General features: G+C 71.3%; 14 protein-coding genes. 4 read left to right on the top strand and 10 right to left on the bottom strand.

The annotated features are described in order from the left end of the window. Positions 1-53 precede the first annotated feature (53 nt). From G7A98_RS13765 to G7A98_RS13750, 4 genes are all read left to right on the top strand, one after another. Positions 54-452 carry a SirB2 family protein gene (locus G7A98_RS13765; RefSeq protein ID WP_163650252.1) on the top strand — a complete coding sequence of 133 codons (399 nt, stop codon included), beginning with the start codon at positions 54-56 and terminating at the stop codon, positions 450-452. A 265-nt stretch (positions 453-717) separates the two neighbouring features. Next, positions 718-1,266 carry a phosphatase PAP2 family protein gene (locus G7A98_RS13760; protein WP_205596275.1) on the top strand — a complete coding sequence of 183 codons (549 nt, stop codon included), beginning with the start codon at positions 718-720 and terminating at the stop codon, positions 1,264-1,266. Between the two features lie 36 nt (positions 1,267-1,302). Next, positions 1,303-3,354, top strand: coding sequence for a bifunctional DedA family/phosphatase PAP2 family protein (locus tag G7A98_RS13755; protein ID WP_163650251.1), 2,052 nt, complete (start codon positions 1,303-1,305; stop codon positions 3,352-3,354). 11 nt (positions 3,355-3,365) lie between these two features. Further along, positions 3,366-3,737, top strand: a complete 372-nt coding sequence (locus tag G7A98_RS13750) for a DUF1232 domain-containing protein (protein ID WP_163650250.1) — start codon at positions 3,366-3,368, stop codon at positions 3,735-3,737. Positions 3,738-3,763: 26 nt separating this feature from the next. On the opposite strand, the gene G7A98_RS13745 is transcribed toward G7A98_RS13750, so the two are convergent. The 10 genes from G7A98_RS13745 to G7A98_RS13700 form a co-directional block, all read right to left on the bottom strand. Continuing rightward, positions 3,764-5,086, bottom strand: coding sequence for an erythromycin esterase family protein (locus G7A98_RS13745; protein ID WP_163650249.1), 1,323 nt, complete (start codon positions 5,084-5,086; stop codon positions 3,764-3,766). 193 nt (positions 5,087-5,279) lie between these two features. Continuing rightward, complete coding sequence (locus tag G7A98_RS13740; RefSeq protein ID WP_240464756.1) at positions 5,280-8,000, bottom strand: HAD-IC family P-type ATPase; 2,721 nt, start codon at positions 7,998-8,000, stop codon at positions 5,280-5,282. Positions 8,001-8,015: 15 nt separating this feature from the next. Then, positions 8,016-8,534 carry a porin family protein gene (locus G7A98_RS13735; protein WP_163650248.1) on the bottom strand — a complete coding sequence of 173 codons (519 nt, stop codon included), beginning with the start codon at positions 8,532-8,534 and terminating at the stop codon, positions 8,016-8,018. Between the two features lie 55 nt (positions 8,535-8,589). Then, a complete protein-coding gene (lon, locus tag G7A98_RS13730; protein ID WP_163650247.1) occupies positions 8,590-10,971 on the bottom strand; it encodes an endopeptidase La in 2,382 nt (793 codons plus the stop codon). A 75-nt stretch (positions 10,972-11,046) separates the two neighbouring features. Then, the gene (locus G7A98_RS13725; protein ID WP_163650246.1) at positions 11,047-12,954 is read right to left on the bottom strand and encodes a heavy metal translocating P-type ATPase; all 1,908 of its coding nucleotides are present in this window, start codon (positions 12,952-12,954) and stop codon (positions 11,047-11,049) included. A 103-nt stretch (positions 12,955-13,057) separates the two neighbouring features. Continuing rightward, on the bottom strand, positions 13,058-13,954 hold the full coding sequence (locus G7A98_RS13720) for an NAD(P)-dependent oxidoreductase (RefSeq protein ID WP_163650245.1): 897 nt from the start codon (positions 13,952-13,954) through the stop codon (positions 13,058-13,060). 27 nt (positions 13,955-13,981) lie between these two features. Beyond that, positions 13,982-15,442: an aldehyde dehydrogenase family protein gene (locus G7A98_RS13715; RefSeq protein ID WP_163650244.1), complete on the bottom strand. Its 1,461-nt coding sequence runs from the start codon at positions 15,440-15,442 to the stop codon at positions 13,982-13,984. A 31-nt stretch (positions 15,443-15,473) separates the two neighbouring features. Further along, the gene (locus G7A98_RS13710; protein ID WP_163650243.1) at positions 15,474-16,748 is read right to left on the bottom strand and encodes a TRAP transporter large permease; all 1,275 of its coding nucleotides are present in this window, start codon (positions 16,746-16,748) and stop codon (positions 15,474-15,476) included. After that, entirely contained in the window at positions 16,745-17,344 is a 600-nt protein-coding gene (locus G7A98_RS13705) for a TRAP transporter small permease (RefSeq protein ID WP_163650242.1), read from the bottom strand. The genes G7A98_RS13710 and G7A98_RS13705 overlap by 4 nt, the downstream gene beginning before the upstream one ends. Before the next feature lie 56 nt (positions 17,345-17,400). Then, positions 17,401-18,414 (bottom strand): TRAP transporter substrate-binding protein, encoded by a 1,014-nt coding sequence (locus G7A98_RS13700; RefSeq protein WP_163650241.1) that lies wholly within the window; start codon positions 18,412-18,414, stop codon positions 17,401-17,403. Positions 18,415-18,434 lie beyond the last annotated feature (20 nt).

Here is an 18,434-nt window from a genome sequence, read left to right as displayed (position 1 = left end):
GGCCCCTCGCCGTTGGCGTACCATGGGCTCGGGTCGGCAAGCGAGCTCCGGGCATGGATTATCAGCTTCTCAAGCACCTGCACATCGCCGCGGCCATGCTCAGCGTGGCGCTGTTCCTGCTGCGCGCCGCCTGGTCGGTGACCCAGTCCCCGGCGCGCCGGCGGCGCTGGGTCAGGGTGGTGCCGCATGTCATCGACACGCTGCTGCTGGCCTCGGGCATCACGCTGATGGTCACGCTGCGGGCCTGGCCGAGCGAGACGCCCTGGCTGGCGGCCAAGCTGATCGCCCTGGCGGGCTACATCGGGCTGGGCAGCCTGGCCATCCGGCGCGGGCGCACGCCGGCCGGGCGCGCCGCGGCGGCGCTGGCCGCGCTGGCGGTCTTCCTATACATCGCGGGAGCGGCCGTCATGCACGATCCGTACTCCTGGCTGGCCGGGCTCGCCCTCGGCTGATCCCCGTATCGACGATTCACGAACGGGGCACTTAGAGTTTCTTTCATAGCCGGTGGACAGGATGGGCTTCCTCGGTGGCAAGGCTTTGCGAGGGCGCTGTAAACCCATCCCTGGGCGCTACCTTTGCCATCCATGGCAAAGGACCCTCGCTTCGCCTTGCCACCGACGCCCATCATCAACGGGGTTTGGAAATGCGTTCTTAAGCCGACCTTAAGGCATTGCGGTCAGCGTAGCGGCACAGTCATCGCCGTCACCGGAGTCGCCCGTGTCACCCGATATCACCCTGCTGCATGCCATCAACGGCCTGGCCGGCCAGTTTCCCGCCCTCGATACCCTGATGATCGCCATCACCCGCTTCGGCGTGCCGCTGATGGTGCTGGCCGTGGTGCCGCTGTGGTGGGCGCGCTCGCAACGTGACCGCGCGCGTCATCTGGCGGCCTCGGCGGGCCTGGCGTTTCTCGGCGGGCTGGCGCTCAACCAGCTGGTCCTGCTGTTCGTGCAGCGCGCCCGCCCCTACACCGAGGGCCTGTCGCACCTGCTCATCGCGCCGAGCGCGGACCCGTCGTTTCCCTCCGATCACGCCACCGCCGTCACCGCCATCGCCGCGACCTTCCTCCTGCAGCGTCGCTTCCGCTCGGGTGGCGCCTTCGCGCTGGCCGCCCTGCTGGTGATGCTCTCGCGCGTCTACGTCGGCACCCACTACCCCAGCGACGTCCTCGGCGGCCTGGTGACGGGCTGCCTGGCGGCACTGGTGGTCAGGGGTCTCTATACTCGCGAGGGCTGGCTGAACCGTCGTCTGGTGCGCCTGCTGTAAACTGCCCCCAAATTCCCCGGCCGGAGCCGCCATTCGATGCTGGAATCCCTCGTCACCGACATCACGCAGCTGTCGGCGCAGCACAGCGCCATCGCCTATGCCATCGTGGGCCTGTCCGCCATGGCGGAGGCGCTGCCGGTCGCCGGCACCCTGGTGCCGGGCTCGATGCTGATCGTCGGCATCAGCGCCCTGGTCAGCACCGGGGCGCTGGGCACCGTGCCGTTGATCCTCGCCGCGCTGGCAGGCGCGATCGCCGGCGACGGCGTCTCCTTCTGGCTCGGTTACCGCTACGAGTCACGCATCACCGGTGTCTGGCCACTGAGCCGGTACCCGCAGTGGGTGGACCGGGCCGAGGCGTTCTTCCGGCGCCACGGCGGCAAGGGCGTGTTCCTGGCGCGCTTCGTGCAGGGGCCGCGCGCCTTCGTGCCGCTGGCGGCGGGCATGAGCGGCATGCCGCCGGGGCGCTTCTACGTCGTCAACATCGCCTCGGCGATCGTCTGGGCCTCCACCCATGTGCTGGCCGGGGTCTTGCTCGGCGAGTCACTGCACGTGGTCGCCCAGGTCGCCGGGCGCCTGGTGCTGCTGCTGGTGCTGGTGGCGCTGCTGGTCTGGCTCGTCGTCTGGCTGACCCGCCGCGTGGTGCTGACCCACGGGCTTCGGGCGCTGCTGGCCGGCGTGGCGCGCCTGGAGCGCTGGAGTACGCCACGGGCGACGACGGCGCAGCGCGGCGTGGCCCGCCTGCTGGCCACCGTGCGCGGCGAGGGGCTGATGCTGACCCTCGCCATCGCGGCGCTGCTCGGCTGCCTGTGGGTGTTCCTGGGCCTCCTCGAGGACCTGCTCACCGGCGATCCGCTGGTGCAGGCCAACCAGGCGGTCTTCCATGCCCTGCAGGCCCTGCGCACCGACTGGGGCGACACCCTGATGCTGGCGATCACCGAGCTGGGCGACGGGTTCGTGACCACCACCCTCACCATCACGGTCGCCGCCTGGCTGCTGGCGCGCCGTGCCTGGTCCAGCGCGCTCTACTGGCTGGCCGCGGTGGGCGGCGCGGCGCTGTTCACCCCGCTGATCAAGGCGCTGGTCCACTGGCCGCGCCCCACCGCCGGACTCTACAGCGGCTGGGAGGCCTTCTCGTTCCCCAGCGGCCACGCCACCATCAATACCGTGATATACGGCTTCCTGGCCTACCTCGTCGCCCGCGCCCTGCCCGCCCGGCGGCGCGGCTGGGTGGTCGGCGCCGCGGCCCTGACGGTGACCCTGATCGCCGTCTCGCGCCTGTATCTGGGTGCCCACTGGCTGGCCGACGTCAGCGCCGGCATCGCCATCGGCACCGCCTGGGTGATCCTGCTGGCGATCAGCCACCAGCGCCGTCACGCACGGCTGCGCGAGGCCCGCGGGCTGTCGCTGGTGGTCCTGCTGACCCTGGCCGTGGTCTGGCCGTATCACCTGCATGGGCAGCTGGCCGCCGATCGCGAGCGTTACGTGCCTCACCCCACGGTCCAGCAGCTGGCCTGGCAGGACTGGTCACAGGCGGCCTATCGGCAATTGCCGACACACCGCATCGACCTGGGCGGCGAGGGCGAGGAACCCATGGTCCTGCAATGGGCGGGGAACCTGGCGAGCCTGCGCCGCCGACTGAGCGAGGCCGGCTGGCGGGTCGATGTACCCTGGACGCCGACCAGCGCCCTGCACTGGCTGAGCCCCGGCCATGCCGCCGCGGGTCTGCCGACGCTGCCGCGCCTCAACGACGGCCAGCCCTCCGCCCTGCGCGCCACGCACCCCATCGCCGGCGAACCGAACCGCCGCCAGGTCCTGCATGTGTGGTCCACGGACTTCACCCTGGCCGGCACCTGCCGGGCCTCGCCGCAGCCACTGTGGGTCGCCTCGCTGCGGATCCAGCAGCGCCGCGACCTGCTCGGTCTGCTGGCCGTGGAGCGCGACGTCGCCAGCGTCAGCGACGCGCAAGCCGAACTCAAGCAGGCCATCCAGGCGCCGGACGCGCCCACGCACTTCCTGAGCCCGCCCGCCGACAACCCGCTGCTGCTGGCCGCCCCCGCGAGCCTGGCCCCGCCATGTGGCAACGGCTGACTGGCCCCGCCATGTGGCAACGGCTGAAGAGCTGGGCCGGCGCCCTCAAGCGCGAGGTCGCCGCCCTCTACCTGGCGACGCGTGACCCGCGGACCCCGGCGGCGGCCCGCTGGCTGGCCCTGGGGGTGGTCGCCTACGCGCTGTCGCCCGTCGACCTGATCCCCGATTTCATCCCGGTGCTGGGCTATCTGGACGATCTGCTGCTGCTGCCGCTGGGACTCTGGCTGTGCCTGCGACTGATTCCCGATACGGTCATGCAGGACTGCCGCCGGCAGGCGGCGGCACGCCCGCCCGCGGCCCTCGGTCGGCGTGGCGCGGCCCTGGTGATAGCGCTCTACGGCGCCCTGGTCGCGGCCGGGGTCGGGTGGTGGCTCACGCCCTGACAGGGCGTCCCTGACAGGGCGTACCGTCACACGCCGAAGGGGTAGGTCTCGGGCATGCCCTCCCGGTGCCAGGGGCCGCTGCGGTCGAGCGGGTCGACGGCGGTGGTCTCGTCGAGGTGGAACAGCGCATCGAACTGGGCCGGCAGCGAGGCCCGGAAATAGTGGCTGCCGCGTTCCGTCTCGGGCCGGTAGATGACGCCGATCGCCCGCTCCAGCAGCCGTGGGCGCAGCGGCTCGGCCCGGTCGCCGGTGAGCGGCAGGTAGAAACGGTCCAGGCCGCTGTCGTGGAACAGCCGCTCGTAGCTGTCCGGGCGCGACGGCCGCACCCAGCGATGCTCCACGGGGGCCTCCCAGTCCCGCGCCGCCGCGACATAGCCGGTGTGGGTGGTGAAGCCCACCGACAGCACGCGCCGGGCGCCGAAGCGCTGGCGCACCAGCTGGCCCACGTTGTGCTGCGAGCGCGCCCAGCCCATCTCGGTGCCCCGCGCATCGCCGACGTGCGAGTTGTGCGCCCAGACCACGATTCGCCCCTGACCGCCCTGGCGGCGCAGGTGGTAGTGCAGCTCGGCCAGGGTCTCGGCCATGTGGCTGTCGCGCAGGTTCCAGGTGTCCACCCGGCGGCCGAACATGCCCCGGTAGTAGGCCTCGGCGTTGACCACCACCCGCGCATTCTGCTCGGCGTGGAACTGGGCGTCCGCCGCCCGGCGGCCGTCGGCACGCAGGTATTCCTCGCTCCGGCGCACCAGCTCGGTCAGCAGCACCACGGCATCGGCCTCGCAGGAGGCGCTCAGCCCGAAGGCCGCCTGGCGCCCGTAATGGAAGGGGTCGCCATGATGGTCGAGACAGGCGTAGCCGCGACGGGCGAGCTCGGCCTGCTCGGGGTCGACCCGGTTAAGGTAGGCGATCACCGCTTCCGCCGAGCGATGCAGGCTGTACAGGTCCAGCCCGTGGAAGCCGACCCGCTCGGTCTCGGGCCGGGCGGCGTTGCGGCTGCGCAGCCAGGCGATGAACTCGAGCATGACGTCGTTGCGCCACATCCACTGGGGAAAGCGCTGGAAATCATCGAAGGCGCTGGCCAGGGTGTCGTCGCTCGCGCCGCGGACGAAGCGGTCGAGACGCCACGCATCGGGCCAGTCGGCCTCGACCAGTACCGCCTCGAACCCGCACTCCTCGATCAGGCGGCGGGTAATGGCATCACGCAGGGCGTAGAACTCGGCCGTGCCGTGGGAGGCCTCGCCGAGCAGCACGAACGGTCGGTCGCCCACCGCCTCCAGCAGGGCATCGTAGTCGCTGTCGCGGTCGTCGAGCCGGCGCGCCAGCCGGCGGACACAGGAAAGCGGCGTCGTCATGATCGGACCCTCCCGAATAGCATCGCCACTCACGAAGTCTAGCTTGTAACGCGGCGGCCCGGTGGCGCCTTCATCGCGACTGAAGTCGCTCCCACCACAATCCGCCCACCACCACCGTGGCCATGCCGGTCAGCCTGACCGGTAGTCTTGTGGGAGGGGATTCATCCCCGAAAGCGGCGGCCCGGTGGCGGGGTCAGCCGTCATTGCGGGCGGTGCCGCGCCGTACCAGCCACTTCTCCAGTTCCAGCACCCCCAGCGCCGCCACCGCGACACCCGCCAGCCAAGCCAGGTCATGCGTGCCCAGCGGCCGGGTCTCGAACAGCCGCTGCATGACCGGCAGGTAGGTGAAGGCCAGCTGGGCCAGGGTGACCACCGTCAGCCCCACCAGCACCGCCCGGGTGCCCATCACGCCGTGCCAGGTCAGGGCGGTGGTATGGCTGATGCGCACCGAGAAGAGATAGACCACCTCCAGGGCGATCAGGGTGTTGACCACCAGCGTACGCGCCAGCGCCAGGTCGGCATGACGCGCCAGGGCGAAGAAGAACATGCCCAGCGCCACGCCCATGAACAGCAGTGACACGAACACCACCCGCCACACCAGCAGCCGGGTCAGCAACCCCTGTCCCCGGGGGCGCGGGGGGCGCGCCATGACGCCGGGCTCGGCCGGCTCGAAGGCCAGCGTCACCGCCGTGACCAGGTTGATCCAGAGGATCTGCACCGCCGACATCGGCAGGGTGAGGCCGAACAGCAGCGCGGCGATCACGGTCATCACCTCGCCGCCGTTGGTGGGCAGCGTCCAGGCCACCACCTTGCGGATGTTGTCGTGCACCACGCGCCCCTCGCGCACCGCGGCGACGATCGAAGCGAAGTTGTCATCGAGCAGCACCATCTGGGCGGCTTCCTTGGCGGCGTCGGTGCCCTTGTGGCCCATGCCAATGCCGATGTCGGCCTGCTTCAGCGCCGGGGCGTCGTTGACCCCGTCACCGGTCATCGCCACCACGGCGTCGCCGGCCTGCAGCGCCTGGACGATGCGCAGCTTGTGGGCCGGCGTGGTGCGGGCGAAGACCTGGACCGCCCCCACTTGCTCGGCGAGCGCCTCCGCCGAGAGCGACTCGATCTCCTGGCCGGTCAGCGCCCGGGGCTGCTCGGCCAGCCCCAGATCCCGGGCGATGGCCAGGGCGGTGGCCACGTGATCGCCGGTGATCATCTTGACGTCGATGCCGGCCCGGCGACACTCGGCCACCGCCGCCACCGCCTCGTCGCGGGGCGGGTCGATGAAACCGGCCACGCCGAGGAAGACTAGCCCGTCACCCAGATCACGGAATGGCGAACTCCGCCGCTCCAGCGGCTTGGCGGCGAAGCCCAGCACCCGCTCACCCGCCCCGGCGATCGCCTCGATCCGGGCCGTCCAGGCGTCCTGATCGAGCGCAGCAGCGCCATCCGCGCGGGCCTCTCGCCGGCAGAGTGTCAGCAGGGCATCCGGCGCGCCCTTGATGAACAGCCAGTGTCGGCCGTCGGGCGCCTGGTTGACGGTCGCCATGAAGCGATGTTCGGCCCCGAAGGGGATCTCGTCGAGCCGCGACCAGGCGGCGCGCAGGGTCTCGGGGTCCTGCCCGGCCTTGTGGGCGAGAATCAGCAGCGCACCTTCCATGGGATCGCCGACCACCTGCCAGTCGCCGTCCCGGGCCACCAGATCGGCATCGTTGCACAGCACCCCGGCGCGGATCAGCGCCGACCAATCCGCCTCGGCATCAGCGTCCCGGGCCGGTTGCAGCGCGCCCTCGGGACGGTAGCCGCGCCCCGTCACCCTGGCCCAGGCCACGGCGCTCTCCAGCCGGCACACCGTCATCTCGTTGCGCGTCAGGGTACCGGTCTTGTCGGAGGCGATCACCGATACCGCGCCGAGCGTCTCCACCGCCGGGAGGCGGCGAATCGCCGCGTGACGCCGCGCCATGCGCCGCACGCCGATGGCCAGGGTGATCGAGATCACCGCTGGCAGCCCTTCGGGCACCGCGCCCACCAGGATGGCGACCACCGCGATCAGCGCCTGCGGCCAGGCGTAGCCGCGCCAGAACACGGCGAACAGGAACACCAGTGCCGCACTGGGCAGCGCCACCCACAAAAAGCGCCGGGCGAAGCGGTTGAGCTGGTCGAGCAGCGGCGTGGTGGCGACTCGGACATCGCGCAGCAGGGCGCTGATGCGCCCCACCTCGGAGTCCATGCCGGTGGCCACGACCACGCCGCTGCCGTGCCCCGCCACCACCCAGGTCGCGGCGTAGGCCATGCAGTGACGATCGCCCAGCGCCGCGTCCGCCATCACCGCCCCCGTCTGCTTCTCGGCGACGGCCGACTCGCCGGTGAGAATCGCTTCGTCGACCAGCAGCCCCTGGGCGGCGACCAGCCGCAGGTCCGCGGGCACCCGGTCGCCCGGCTCAAGCAGCACCACATCGCCGGGCACCAGCTCGGCCACCGGCACCGTGCCGCGCTGCCCCTGACGCACCACCCGGGCCTGCGGCGGGGCCAGGTCGCGGATGGCACGCAGCGCCGTCTCCGCCCGCCCTTCCTGGATGAAGCCGACCAGCGCGTTGATCACCACCACGGCCAGGATGACGGTGGCATCGATGACGTAACCGAGCCCGCCGGCCGCCACGGCCGCGGCCAGCAGCAGGTAGATCAGCGCATTGTTGAACTGGGCGAGCAGGCGCCGCCAGGTCGGCGTGCGCGCGGCCTCCGGCAGCACATTGGCGCCGTGGGTCGCCAGCCGGTGTGCCGCCTCTTCAGGGCTCAGCCCGGCCGGGTGACTGTCGAGCCGCTGCAGCACGCTCTCGGCACTCTCGACATGCGCCCGCCGCGCCACGGCATCGGGTTCGGCCGAGTGCGGCGCGGGGGGTGACACGGTTTCGGGGTGCGTCACGCGTTCGGCTCCGCCCTAGAAGTGGTAGGTCAGGCCGAAGCTGACGGCATCGAAGGTGGTGTCGTTGTCATCGGCGTAGCGCATGTAGTCGGCGCCGATGGCGAGATTGGGCACGATGCCCATCTCCGCCCCCAGGCCACCGGAGAGCCCGGTTTCGCTGTTCTCGCCGGCGAAGGTGCCGGAGACGTGGGCCACGCCGCCCAGGGCGTAAAGGTGGATGGCGTCGTTGACCGGCAGCATCAGCTTGACGTAGGCGCCGGCCAGCCAGTCCAGCTCGCTGCGCGATTGCCGGTCGTGCTCGCGCCCCCCGCCACCCAGCTGGGCCTCGACACCCAGATAGTCGTTGGCCAGCCAGCCGCCGCGCAGACGCAATCCCAGGCTGGAGTCGCTGTCGCCCCCCGCCGGATCGTAGGTCCAGAACAGGGCGTCGAGGCCCGCATAACCGGCCGGCAGGGCACCGTGGAAGGCCAGCGCCGGCGCCGCCGGGGCAACGAGCAGCAACAGACAGCACAGCAGACGCGAAACAGGGGTCATGGGTCGGGCCTCGCAACGGGGTGTCGGTTTGGGTAGGGGGATCGACGCGGGCGGCTCAGCCGGCGACCGCCGCGGGCGGCGGAACGCCGTCCTGCAGCGCCAGGTCGATCGCCTCGTCGACCCGCTCGATCCAGTGAAAGGTCAGCCGCTCGCGGGCCGACGCGGGAATCTCCTCCCAGTCGTGCCGGTTGCGGGCCGGCAGCAGCACGGTATGGATGCCGGCCCGCTGGGCGGCCAGCACCTTCTCCTTGATGCCGCCCACCGGCAGCACCAGCCCGCGCAGGGTGATCTCGCCGGTCATCGCCAGATCCGGCGCCACGCAGCGTCCGGTCAGCAGCGACACCAGCGCGGTATAGATCGCCACCCCGGCACTGGGCCCGTCCTTGGGGATCGCCCCGGCGGGCACGTGAATGTGAATGTCGTCACCGGCCAGTCGTGCGGGGTCGAGCCCCAGTGCGCCGGCCTGCGCCTTGATCAGGCTCAGCGCCGTCTGGGCGCTTTCCTTCATCACCTCGCCGAGCTGGCCGGTGAGGATCAGCCGCCCGCCGCCCTCGGCGCGGCTGGCCTCGATGAACAGGATGTCGCCGCCCACCGGGGTCCAGGCCAGTCCGGTGGCCACGCCGGGCACGCTGGTTCGCATCGCCACCTCGTTCTCGAAGCGCGGCGCGCCGAGAATCCCCGGCAGGTCGTCGGCGTCCACCGTCGCCGGCGTGTCGTCACCCTCGGCGACATGCACCGCCACGTGGCGGGCCACCGCGCCGATCAACCGCTCCAGGTTGCGTACCCCGGCCTCGCGGGTGTAGTCGCCGACCAGCCGGTGCAGCGCGGCATCGGTCAGGGTCAGCTGTGCCTCGCCGAGCCCCGTCGCCCGACGCTGCCGCGCCACCAGATAGCGCCGGGCGATCTCGACCTTCTCGGTCTCGGTGTAGCCGGGCAGCTCGATCACCTCCATGCGGTCACGCAGCGGCCCGGGGATCGCGTCGAGCACGTTGGCGGTGGCGATGAACATCACCCGGGCGAGGTCGAAGGGCACGCCCAGGTAGTTGTCACGGAAGGTGGCGTTCTGCTCGGGGTCGAGTACCTCGAGCAGGGCGCTGGCAGGGTCGCCCTGAAAGCCGGCATCGAGCTTGTCCATCTCGTCGAGCATGAACACCGGGTCGCGGGTGCCGGCCTTGCGCAGGGCCTGGATGATGTTGCCGGGCATGGCGCCGATATAGGTCCGCCGATGACCGCGGATCTCCGCCTCGTCGTGCACCCCACCGAGGCTGACGCGCACGAAGGCACGATCCATCGCCCGGGCGATGCTCTGGCCCAGCGAGGTCTTGCCCACCCCGGGCGGGCCGACGAAGCACAGGATGGGGCTCTTGCCCTCGGGATTGAGGCGGTGCACGGCCAGGTGTTCGAGGATGCGCGTCTTGATGCGCTCGAGCCCGTAGTGGTCGGCGTCCAGAATTTCGCGGGCCCGAGCCAGATCGATCGGCGTCTCGCTGGTGCGCGTCCAGGGCAGCTCCAGCAGCCAGTCGAGATAGGTGCGCGCCATGGTATATTCCGCCGCCCCCTCGGGCATTCGCGCCAGGTGCGCCAGCTCCCTTCTGGCCTGGGTCCCGGCCTCCTCGGGCATCGGGCAGGCCGCCAGACGCGACTCGAGCTCGCGAATCTCGGCATCCCGCTCGCTGCCCTCGCCGAGTTCGCGCTGGATGGTCCGCAGCTGCTCGCGCAGCAGCGCCTCGCGCTGGCGCTCGTCCATGGTCGCCTGGGTGCGCTGGTGGAGCGTCTGCGACAGCTTGAGCACCTCGATGCGGTAGTCGAGCAGGCGCTGCACGCGCTCCAGTCGGGCGCGCAGGTCGGTCAGCTCGAGCACTTCCTGCTTTTCCGCGGGGGTCAGGTCCAGGTAGCCGGCGATGGTGTCCGCCAGCAGTCCCGGCTCGTCGATGGCGCGCACCGCCCGGGTGAGTTCCTCGGGCAACTGGGGCAGCAGGTCCAGGGCTTCCAGGGCCCGGTCGCGCAGGGTCAACATCCGGGCCTCGATCTCGGGGCCGTGGACCTCGCGCACGGCAAGGTGCTCGATTCGCGCCAGCAGGAAGGGATAGCCGCCGATGAAGTCGAGCACGCGAAAGCGCGACTGCCCCTGACAGATCAGCCGGTGCGCACCCTCGTCGGCAGCGTAGCGCAACACCGTGGCCATGGTGCCCACACGGTAGAGATCCGGCGGACCGGGTTCCTCGACACTCGGGTCGCGCTGCAATAGCAACCCCAGCGAGCGCCCGCTCTTCATGGCCTCCTGCACGGCGGCAACCGAGCGCGGCCGCCCCACCGATACCGGCAGCACCAGCTGCGGAAACAGCACCACGCCACGCATCGGCACGATGAGCAGCACGTCGTCGGGCAGGGCCTGCTCGACGCTCTCGTCGCCCGCCAGGATGGCTTCGTCCTTCATGATTCCTCTCCCCGGCCCGTTCGCCCTCCCCTGCGAAGATAGGCCGGACGCCGGTGACCGGCGAGACAACCTGCCTCAGCCTTGATCGAACGCAGGTTTCGGCGCCACCTCGTCCGCCAGGTCGCGGGAGACCCAGGCCACGCGCAGCGCGTTGGCCACCGCCGCGACGTCGATCAGCTCCTGGACCAGCGCCCCGGCCACCGGCGGCAGGTAGCCCAGCGCGGCCACACCGACGGCGACCAGGCTCAGCGCCATGCCGCCGACCGCACTCTGCAGCGCGATGCGCCGCAACCGGTCGCCGATGTGCAGCACCTCGTCGGCGCGCTGCAGGGCGCTGTCGAGGATCACCACGCTCGCCGCCTCGGAGGTCACGGCGCTGCCCTGGCCGAACGCCACCCCCACGGTGGCCGCCGCCAACGCCGGGGCGTCGTTGATGCCGTCGCCCATGAACAGCACGCCGTCGTGCGCGGCGAGCTCGCGGACCAGCGCCAGCTTGGTTTCCGGGCTCTGCCCCGCACGCACCTCGTCGATCCCCACCTGCTCGGCCAGGTAGCGCACCTCGCTCTCGCGATCCCCCGACACCAGCAGCACCCGCCGGAAGCCGTGGCGCGGCCCCAGGTGGGCGATGAACGCCGGCCCCTCGCGGCGTGGCTCATCGCGGAAACGGCAGGTCGCCGCATAGGCGCCGTCGATGCCTACCACGCACTCCAGGCCGCCCTGCTCCGGCGGCAGCGGCGCCTCGGGTACGCGCGCGAGCCACTGCCGGCGGCCGGTCACCGTGACGCGGCGGCCGTCGACGCGTCCTTCCAGCCCCTCGCCGGGGGCTTCATGGATCTCGCGGGTCTCCTGCAGGGGGATGCCCCCCGCCCGGGCGGCGGCGAGCACCGCTTCGGCCAGCGGGTGGCGGGAGTAGCGCTCGAGACTCGCCAGGGCGCCGAGCACCGCCTCGCGGGACTGGCCGGGTGCCGTGTCGATCTCGGTCAGTTGGGGTTCGCCGTAGGTGAGGGTGCCTGTCTTGTCGAAGACCGCCACGCGGCAGGTGGCGATGCGCTCCAGCGCCGCCGGATCGCGGATGATGATGCCGCGTCGGGCGGCCAGCGAGATCGCGCCGATGATCGCCACCGGGATGGCGATGATCAGCGGGCAGGGGGTGGCCACCACCAGCACGCTCAGGAAGCGCACCGGGTCCTGGCTGGCCAGGCCGGCCGCCGCGGCGACGAGGATCGCCAGCGGGGTGTAGATCGCACCGATGCGATCGCCCAGGCGGCGCAGCCGCGGACGGTGCTGCTCGGCATCGCGCATGACCTGCATGATCTGCGCATAGCGCGAGTCCGCGGCGCGCCGGTCGGCACGGATCGTCAGCACGCCCTCGCCGTTGAGTGCCCCGGAGAGTACCGCCGAGCCGGGTACCTTGGGCAGCAGGAAGGGCTCGCCGGTGAGATAGGCCTCGTTCATGGTGCTGTGGCCCTCGAGCACCGTGCCATCCACCGGGCAGGCCTCGTGGGGGTGCACCTCGAGGCGGTCGCCGACGGCGACCGCGGCCAGCGGGACGTCCTCCGTCCCCGTCTCGCGGCAGCGGTGGGCCATCGCCGGCAGCCGCCGCGCCAGCGCCTCCAGGGCGAAGGAGGCGCGGCGCACCGCCCAGCTCTCCAGCGCCTGGCCGCCGGCCAGCATCAGCACCACCAGGGCCCCGGCCAGCAGCTCGCCCAGCGCGTAGGCGACGACGATCGACAATCCCGCCAGCACGTCGGCGCCCAGCTGCCCCGCGCGCAGGCGCACCAGCAGCTCCGCCAGCAGCGGCAGTCCGGCGATCAGGGCCAGCCACAGCGGCAGTGCCGGCCAGGTCAACGGCCCGTGGAGCGGGCGATCGCCCACCGCCAGCCGCAGGCCCAGCGAGACGGCGATCGCCCCCAGCACCAGGGCGGCGATGAGCGCGTGGCGCCGCCAGGGGCCGGACGCGGCGGGGATCGGTTCGGATGGCATCGGCGCTCTCCCGGAGTGGACGGCCGAGCGGGGCCTTGCGGCTCGGTCTTCCCAGATATAGAGCGCCGTGGCGGAAAAGGCACGCCGCCGCAGCGGCGCGAGGTCAGGATTGCGGCGAGTCGCCGGGGGCAAGCAGCGTGATCAGCTCGGGCACCAGGCGCTCGCCGTGGCCGGCCTCGTTGATGCGCCGGTACAGCGACTCGATGGCCCCGGCCACCTCGCGCTCGGCACCGAGGTCGGCGGCCATGGCGTTGTAGTAGCCGATATCCTTGAAGGTGTTGGCGAGGCTGAAGCGGAAGCCCGAGGCATCCTCGGCGCTGATGAACGGCCGCAGACGCTCGAGCACCACGCCCGCGCCGCCGCCGTTGCCCAGCACCTCGAGCAGCGCCGCGGCGTCGATGCCCCCCGCCCGGGCCGCGGCCGCCGCCTCGGCCAGCACCGCGCTGAAGCCCAGCGAGACGTAGTTGTGCAGCAGCTTGAGGGTGTGCCCCGAGCCGACCGGGCCGCCGTGGGTGATGTTCTCCGCGAAGTCCTCGAGCAGCGGCCGGACCTCGTCGAACAGCGCCTCGGGCGCGCCGACGATCAGGTTCAGCCGCCCCTCGGCGGCCTCCTTGGGGGTGCGCGTCATCGCCGCGTCCATGAAGCGCCCGCCCGCGGCGGCCACCCGCTCGGCGACCGCCTCGGTGGAGCTGGGGATCGCCGTGGAGCAGTCGATGACCACGGTCCCTTCATCGAGCCCCTCGAGCACGCCGGCGGCTTCGAACAGCACGCTTTCCACCTGCGGGGTGCCGGTGACGCAGAGGATCACCACCTCGGCGCCCCGGGCCACCTCGCGCGGGGTGGCCATGGGCGTGGCGCCGGCGGCCAGCAGGTCGTCGACCGGCTGGTTGCCGGGATGCTCGAGAAAGCGCAGCGTGTGGCCGTGGCGCAGCAGGTTGGCGGCGATGCCGTGGCCCATCAGGCCGATGCCGATCATGCCGATCGTGCGGGGCGTGCTCATGGTGTCGTCCTCGTGTCTCGATGTCCGTCAGCCGTGGCGGAGGGCCACGGTCTTGATCTGGGTGAAGCTCCGGAGTCCCTCGAAGCCCTTCTCGCGGCCGTGGCCGGAGCGGCCGACGCCGCCGAAGGGCAGTTCCACCCCGCCGGCCGCGCCGTAGTCGTTGATGAACACCTGGCCGCTGCGGATGCGCTTGGCGAGCCGCAGCTGGCGCCCGCCGTCGCGGGTCCAGATGCCCGCGCACAGGCCGTACTCGGTGGCGTTGGCCAGGCGCACGGCCTCCGCCTCGCCGGAAAAGCGCTGCACCGCCAGCACCGGGCCGAACAGCTCCTCGTGCAGCACCGCATGGTCGTCGGGAATGTCGACCAGCACCCGCGGCACCACGAAGTGCCCGCCGGCGGGCGCGCCCTCGGCCAGCTGCCCCTGCGCCAGGGTGCGGATGCCGTCGGCGCTCGCCGCATCGAGCCGGCGCTCCAGCTGCTCGCGCTGGCGGGCGTTGATCAGCGGCCCGCAGTCCGGGTCGCGCTCCCCGGCGTCGCAGCGCAGGGCGGCGAAGCGCTCGGCGAGCCGCGCCAGCACGGTATCGTGACAGGCGTCCTCGACCAGCAGGCGGCTGCCCGCCGAGCAGGTCTGCCCGGCGTTCTGGATGATCCCGCGCACCACCGCGTCCAGCGCACTGTCGAGGTCGGCATCGGCGAACACCACCTGGGGCGACTTGCCGCCCAGCTCCAGGGTCACCGGCACGTGATGGACCGCCGCCGCCTGGGTGACCCGGGTGCCGGTGGCCGGCGAGCCGGTGAAGGACAGGTGCTGGATGCCGGGGTGCGCGGCCAGCGCGGCCCCCGCCTCGCTTCCCAGGCCGGTCACCACGTTGAGCACCCCGGGCGGCAGGCCGCAGTCCACGGCGAGATGCGCCAGGCGCAGCACGCTCAGGCAGGCGTCCTCGGCGGGCTTGAGCACCACGGTGTTGCCCGCGGCCAGGGCGGCGGCCACGCAGCGCCCGAAGATCTGCGCCGGGTAGTTCCAGGGCGTGATCTGCGCGCACACGCCGAACGGCTCGCGCAGGGTCATCACCGCGTAGTCGGCGGCGAACGGAATCGTCTCGCCGTGCAGCTTGTCGGCCGCCCCGGCATAGAAGTGGAAGTAGCGGGCGCAGGCGGCGATGTCGCCGCGGGCCTGGCGCATCGGCTTGCCGGTGTCGGCGCATTCCAGCGCGGCCAGCGCCTCGGCGTCGGCCTCGATGGCGCGGGCGAAGGTCTCCAGCCATTCGCCGCGGCGCCGTGCCGTCCAGGCCTGCCAGTCACCCAGCCCGCCGTCGAAGGCCTCCCTCGCGGCGGCCACGGCGCGGTCGACGTGCTCGGGCTCGCAGCGGGCGATGGCGGCGAAGGACTCGCCCCGGGCGGGCGCCTCCACGCTCAGGGTCTGCGGCGTGGTGATCCAGTCGCCGCCGATCAGGGCCTTGGGTGGCGGCAGGCTATCATCGAGTGTCATGAACGTCTCTCCTCGTCGGGGTGCGCCGGGCTCAATACAGCAGCTCAACCAGCCCCATGGAAATCCAGGGCAGATAGGTGATCGCCAGCAGGCAGGCCAGCACCACCAGCACGAAGCGCAGCAGCCACGGCAGCAGCTGGTCGATGGAGAGCTTGGCCACCGCGCAGGCGGCGAACAGGTTGACCCCCAGCGGCGGCGTGAACATGCCCAGCGCCAGGTTGACGACGATGATCAGGCCGAAGTGCACCGGGTCGATGCCGTACTGCACGGCGATCGGCGTGAAGATCGGCGCCAGCACCAGGATCGCCGCCGAGGTCTCGACGAACATGCCCACCACCAGCAGCATGACGTTGACCGCCAGCAGGAAGGCGATGGGGCTGTCGAAGACCTGGGTGACCCAGCCGGCCACCTCGCGGGGCAGCCCGGTACGGCTGATCAGGAAGCTGAACAGCGCGGCGGCGGCGATGATCAGCATGACCGCCGCGGTGGAGACCACGCTGTGGCGCAGGATCGGCCAGAGCTCGGCCAGGCTCAGCTCGCGATACACCAGCCCGCCGACGATCAGCGCGTAGACCACCGCCACCGCCGAGGCCTCGGTGGGCGTAAAGACGCCGCCGTAGATGCCGCCGATCACCACCACCGGCATCAGCAGCGCCACCCAGGCGCGCTTGAGGGCGACGGGGAAGGCGCTGCGCTCCTCGCGGTCGCGCAGGCCGTAGCCGCGGATCTTGCAGAAGATGTACAGGAACAGCAGCAGGGAGCCGCCGATCAGCAGCCCCGGCCCGATGCCGGCGATGAACAGCTTGCCGATCGAGGTGTCGGTGCTCACACCGTAGAGGATCAGCGGGATCGAGGGCGGGATCAGTACCCCCAGTTCGGCCGAGGAGGCCTGGATCGCCGCGGCCAGCGGACGCGGGTAGTCGTGCTTGACCATCGCCGGAATCAGGATCGAGCCGATGGCGAAGGTGGTCGCCACGCTCGAGCCCGACACCGCGGCGAACAGCATGCAGGTCAGCACGCAGGTCATCGCCAGGCCGCCCTGCAGCCCGCCGACCACCGACTTGGCCAGGTCCACCAGGCGCCGCGAGATGCCCCCGGCGGCCATCAGGTTGCCGGCCAGGATGAAGAAGGGAATCGCCATCAGCGGAAACTTGTCGATGCCCACGAACATCTGCTGGGGCACCAGCAGCAGCGGCAACCGCGAGAAGAACTCGATGCCGATGACCGACGCCAGCACGATGGACACGGCGATCGGCACGCCGAGCGCGAAGAACAGGATCAGGGAAAGACCGATGGCCGCATTCATGAGCGCGCCTCCTTGTCGTGGAGGGAAGCGGCATCGGAGGCCGCGGCGGTGGGAGCGGGGGGAACACTGGTCGCCTCGGTGGCATCATCCGCCTCGGCACCGGCGGTCACGCCCACGGCCTCGCGGCCGCTCCACTGCGCCGCCAGGCGCGCCAGCACCGAGAGCAGCGCCAGGGCCGAGCCCACCGGCATGGCCGCATAGGCCCAGGCGATCGAGATGCCCAGCCCCGAGAGCATCTGGGTGCGCACGCGCCAGGTCATCGCCGCGCCGTACTGGATCAGCACCCACAGCGCCACCACGCAGCACAGCGCGATGAGCGTCTCGATCCAGATCAGCCGGCGCTGCGGCAGCAGCTTGTAGATGACTTCCACGGACATCATGAAGCCGCCGCGAAAGCCCGCCGCCGCGCCCAGGAACACGCACCAGATCATCGCCGAACGCGAGATCACCTCGGACCACGTCGAGGGCGCATCGAACACGAAGCGTGTCAGTACCTGATAGAAGCCCAGCAGCACCGACACGATCAGCATGGCGACCGCCCCGATCATCGCCACGCGGGTCGTCCAGCGCTCCAGGCCCAGGAATCGCTCTAGCATAATCGTCACCTTGTCGACACGAGAGGCCCGGCGCCCGCGGGCGCCGGGCCGTCACCTCAGCTGGCCTGGTAGCACTGGCTGCCGTGGATGCGATCGAGCATCTCGCTGCCATACTCGTCGGTGTAGATCTTGTAGGCCGGCTGGACGGCCTCCTGGAAGGGTGCCTTGTCGATGTCGGTCTCGACCTGCATGCCCTTGTCACGCAGCAGCTTGACGCCTTCCTTCTCGAGACGGGTGACCTCGTCGCGGGTCGCCTTGGCCGAGGCCTCGGCGGCCTGCTTGAACCAGCCGCGCTCCTCCTCGGAGAGGCCGTCGAGCAGCACCGGCGAGCCCAGCACCACCGCCGGCGAGTAGACGTGGCCGGTCAGCGAGAGGTGGTTCTGAACCTCCCAGAACTTGGTGGCGACGATCACCGTGATGGGGTTTTCCTGACCGTCGACGGTGCCCTGCTGCAGCGCAGTGAACAGTTCGGGGAAGGCCATCGGTGTGGGATGCGCGCCCATCGCCTTGAAGGCCGCCATGTGGACCTTGTTCTCCATGGTGCGGATCTTCAGTCCCTTGACGTCTTCCGGCGTCTTGACCGCACGCTTGCTGTTGGTCAGGTGGCGGAAGCCGTTCTCGGACCAGGCCAGCCCCACCAGATTGTGCTCGCCCATCTTGTCCAGCAGGTCCTGGCCGATGGGGCCGTCCAGCACGCAGCGCGCCTGCTTGTAGTCCTTGAACAGGAACGGCAGGTCGAGCACGTAGGTCTGGGGCACGAAGTTGCCCAGCGGCCCGGTCGAGGTGATCACCACGTCCACGGTGCCGATCTGCAGGCCTTCGATCATCGCCCGCTCGCCGCCCAGCGAGCCGGAGGGGTGCTCCTCGACCTGGAACTCGCCGTCGCTCAGGCGTTCGAGGGTTTCCTTGAAGGCATCGGCGCCCACCGAGTAGTGGGAGCTGTCGGACAGCGTGTGGCCCAGGGTGATGGTCTGCGCGGCCTCGGCATTGACGGCGGTCAGCGACAGCAGCGAGGCGGTGACACCGGCCACGGCGGCGGCCAGCGAGCGGCGTGAGAGGGTCTTGCTCATTGTTATGTCCTCGATAGGCT

Source organism: Modicisalibacter sp. 'Wilcox' (assembly GCF_010993675.1).
Taxonomy (GTDB): domain Bacteria; phylum Pseudomonadota; class Gammaproteobacteria; order Pseudomonadales; family Halomonadaceae; genus Modicisalibacter; species Modicisalibacter tunisiensis.
Note: the sequence above shows the minus strand (reverse complement) of the source record. Positions and strands in the feature narration are given on the sequence as shown.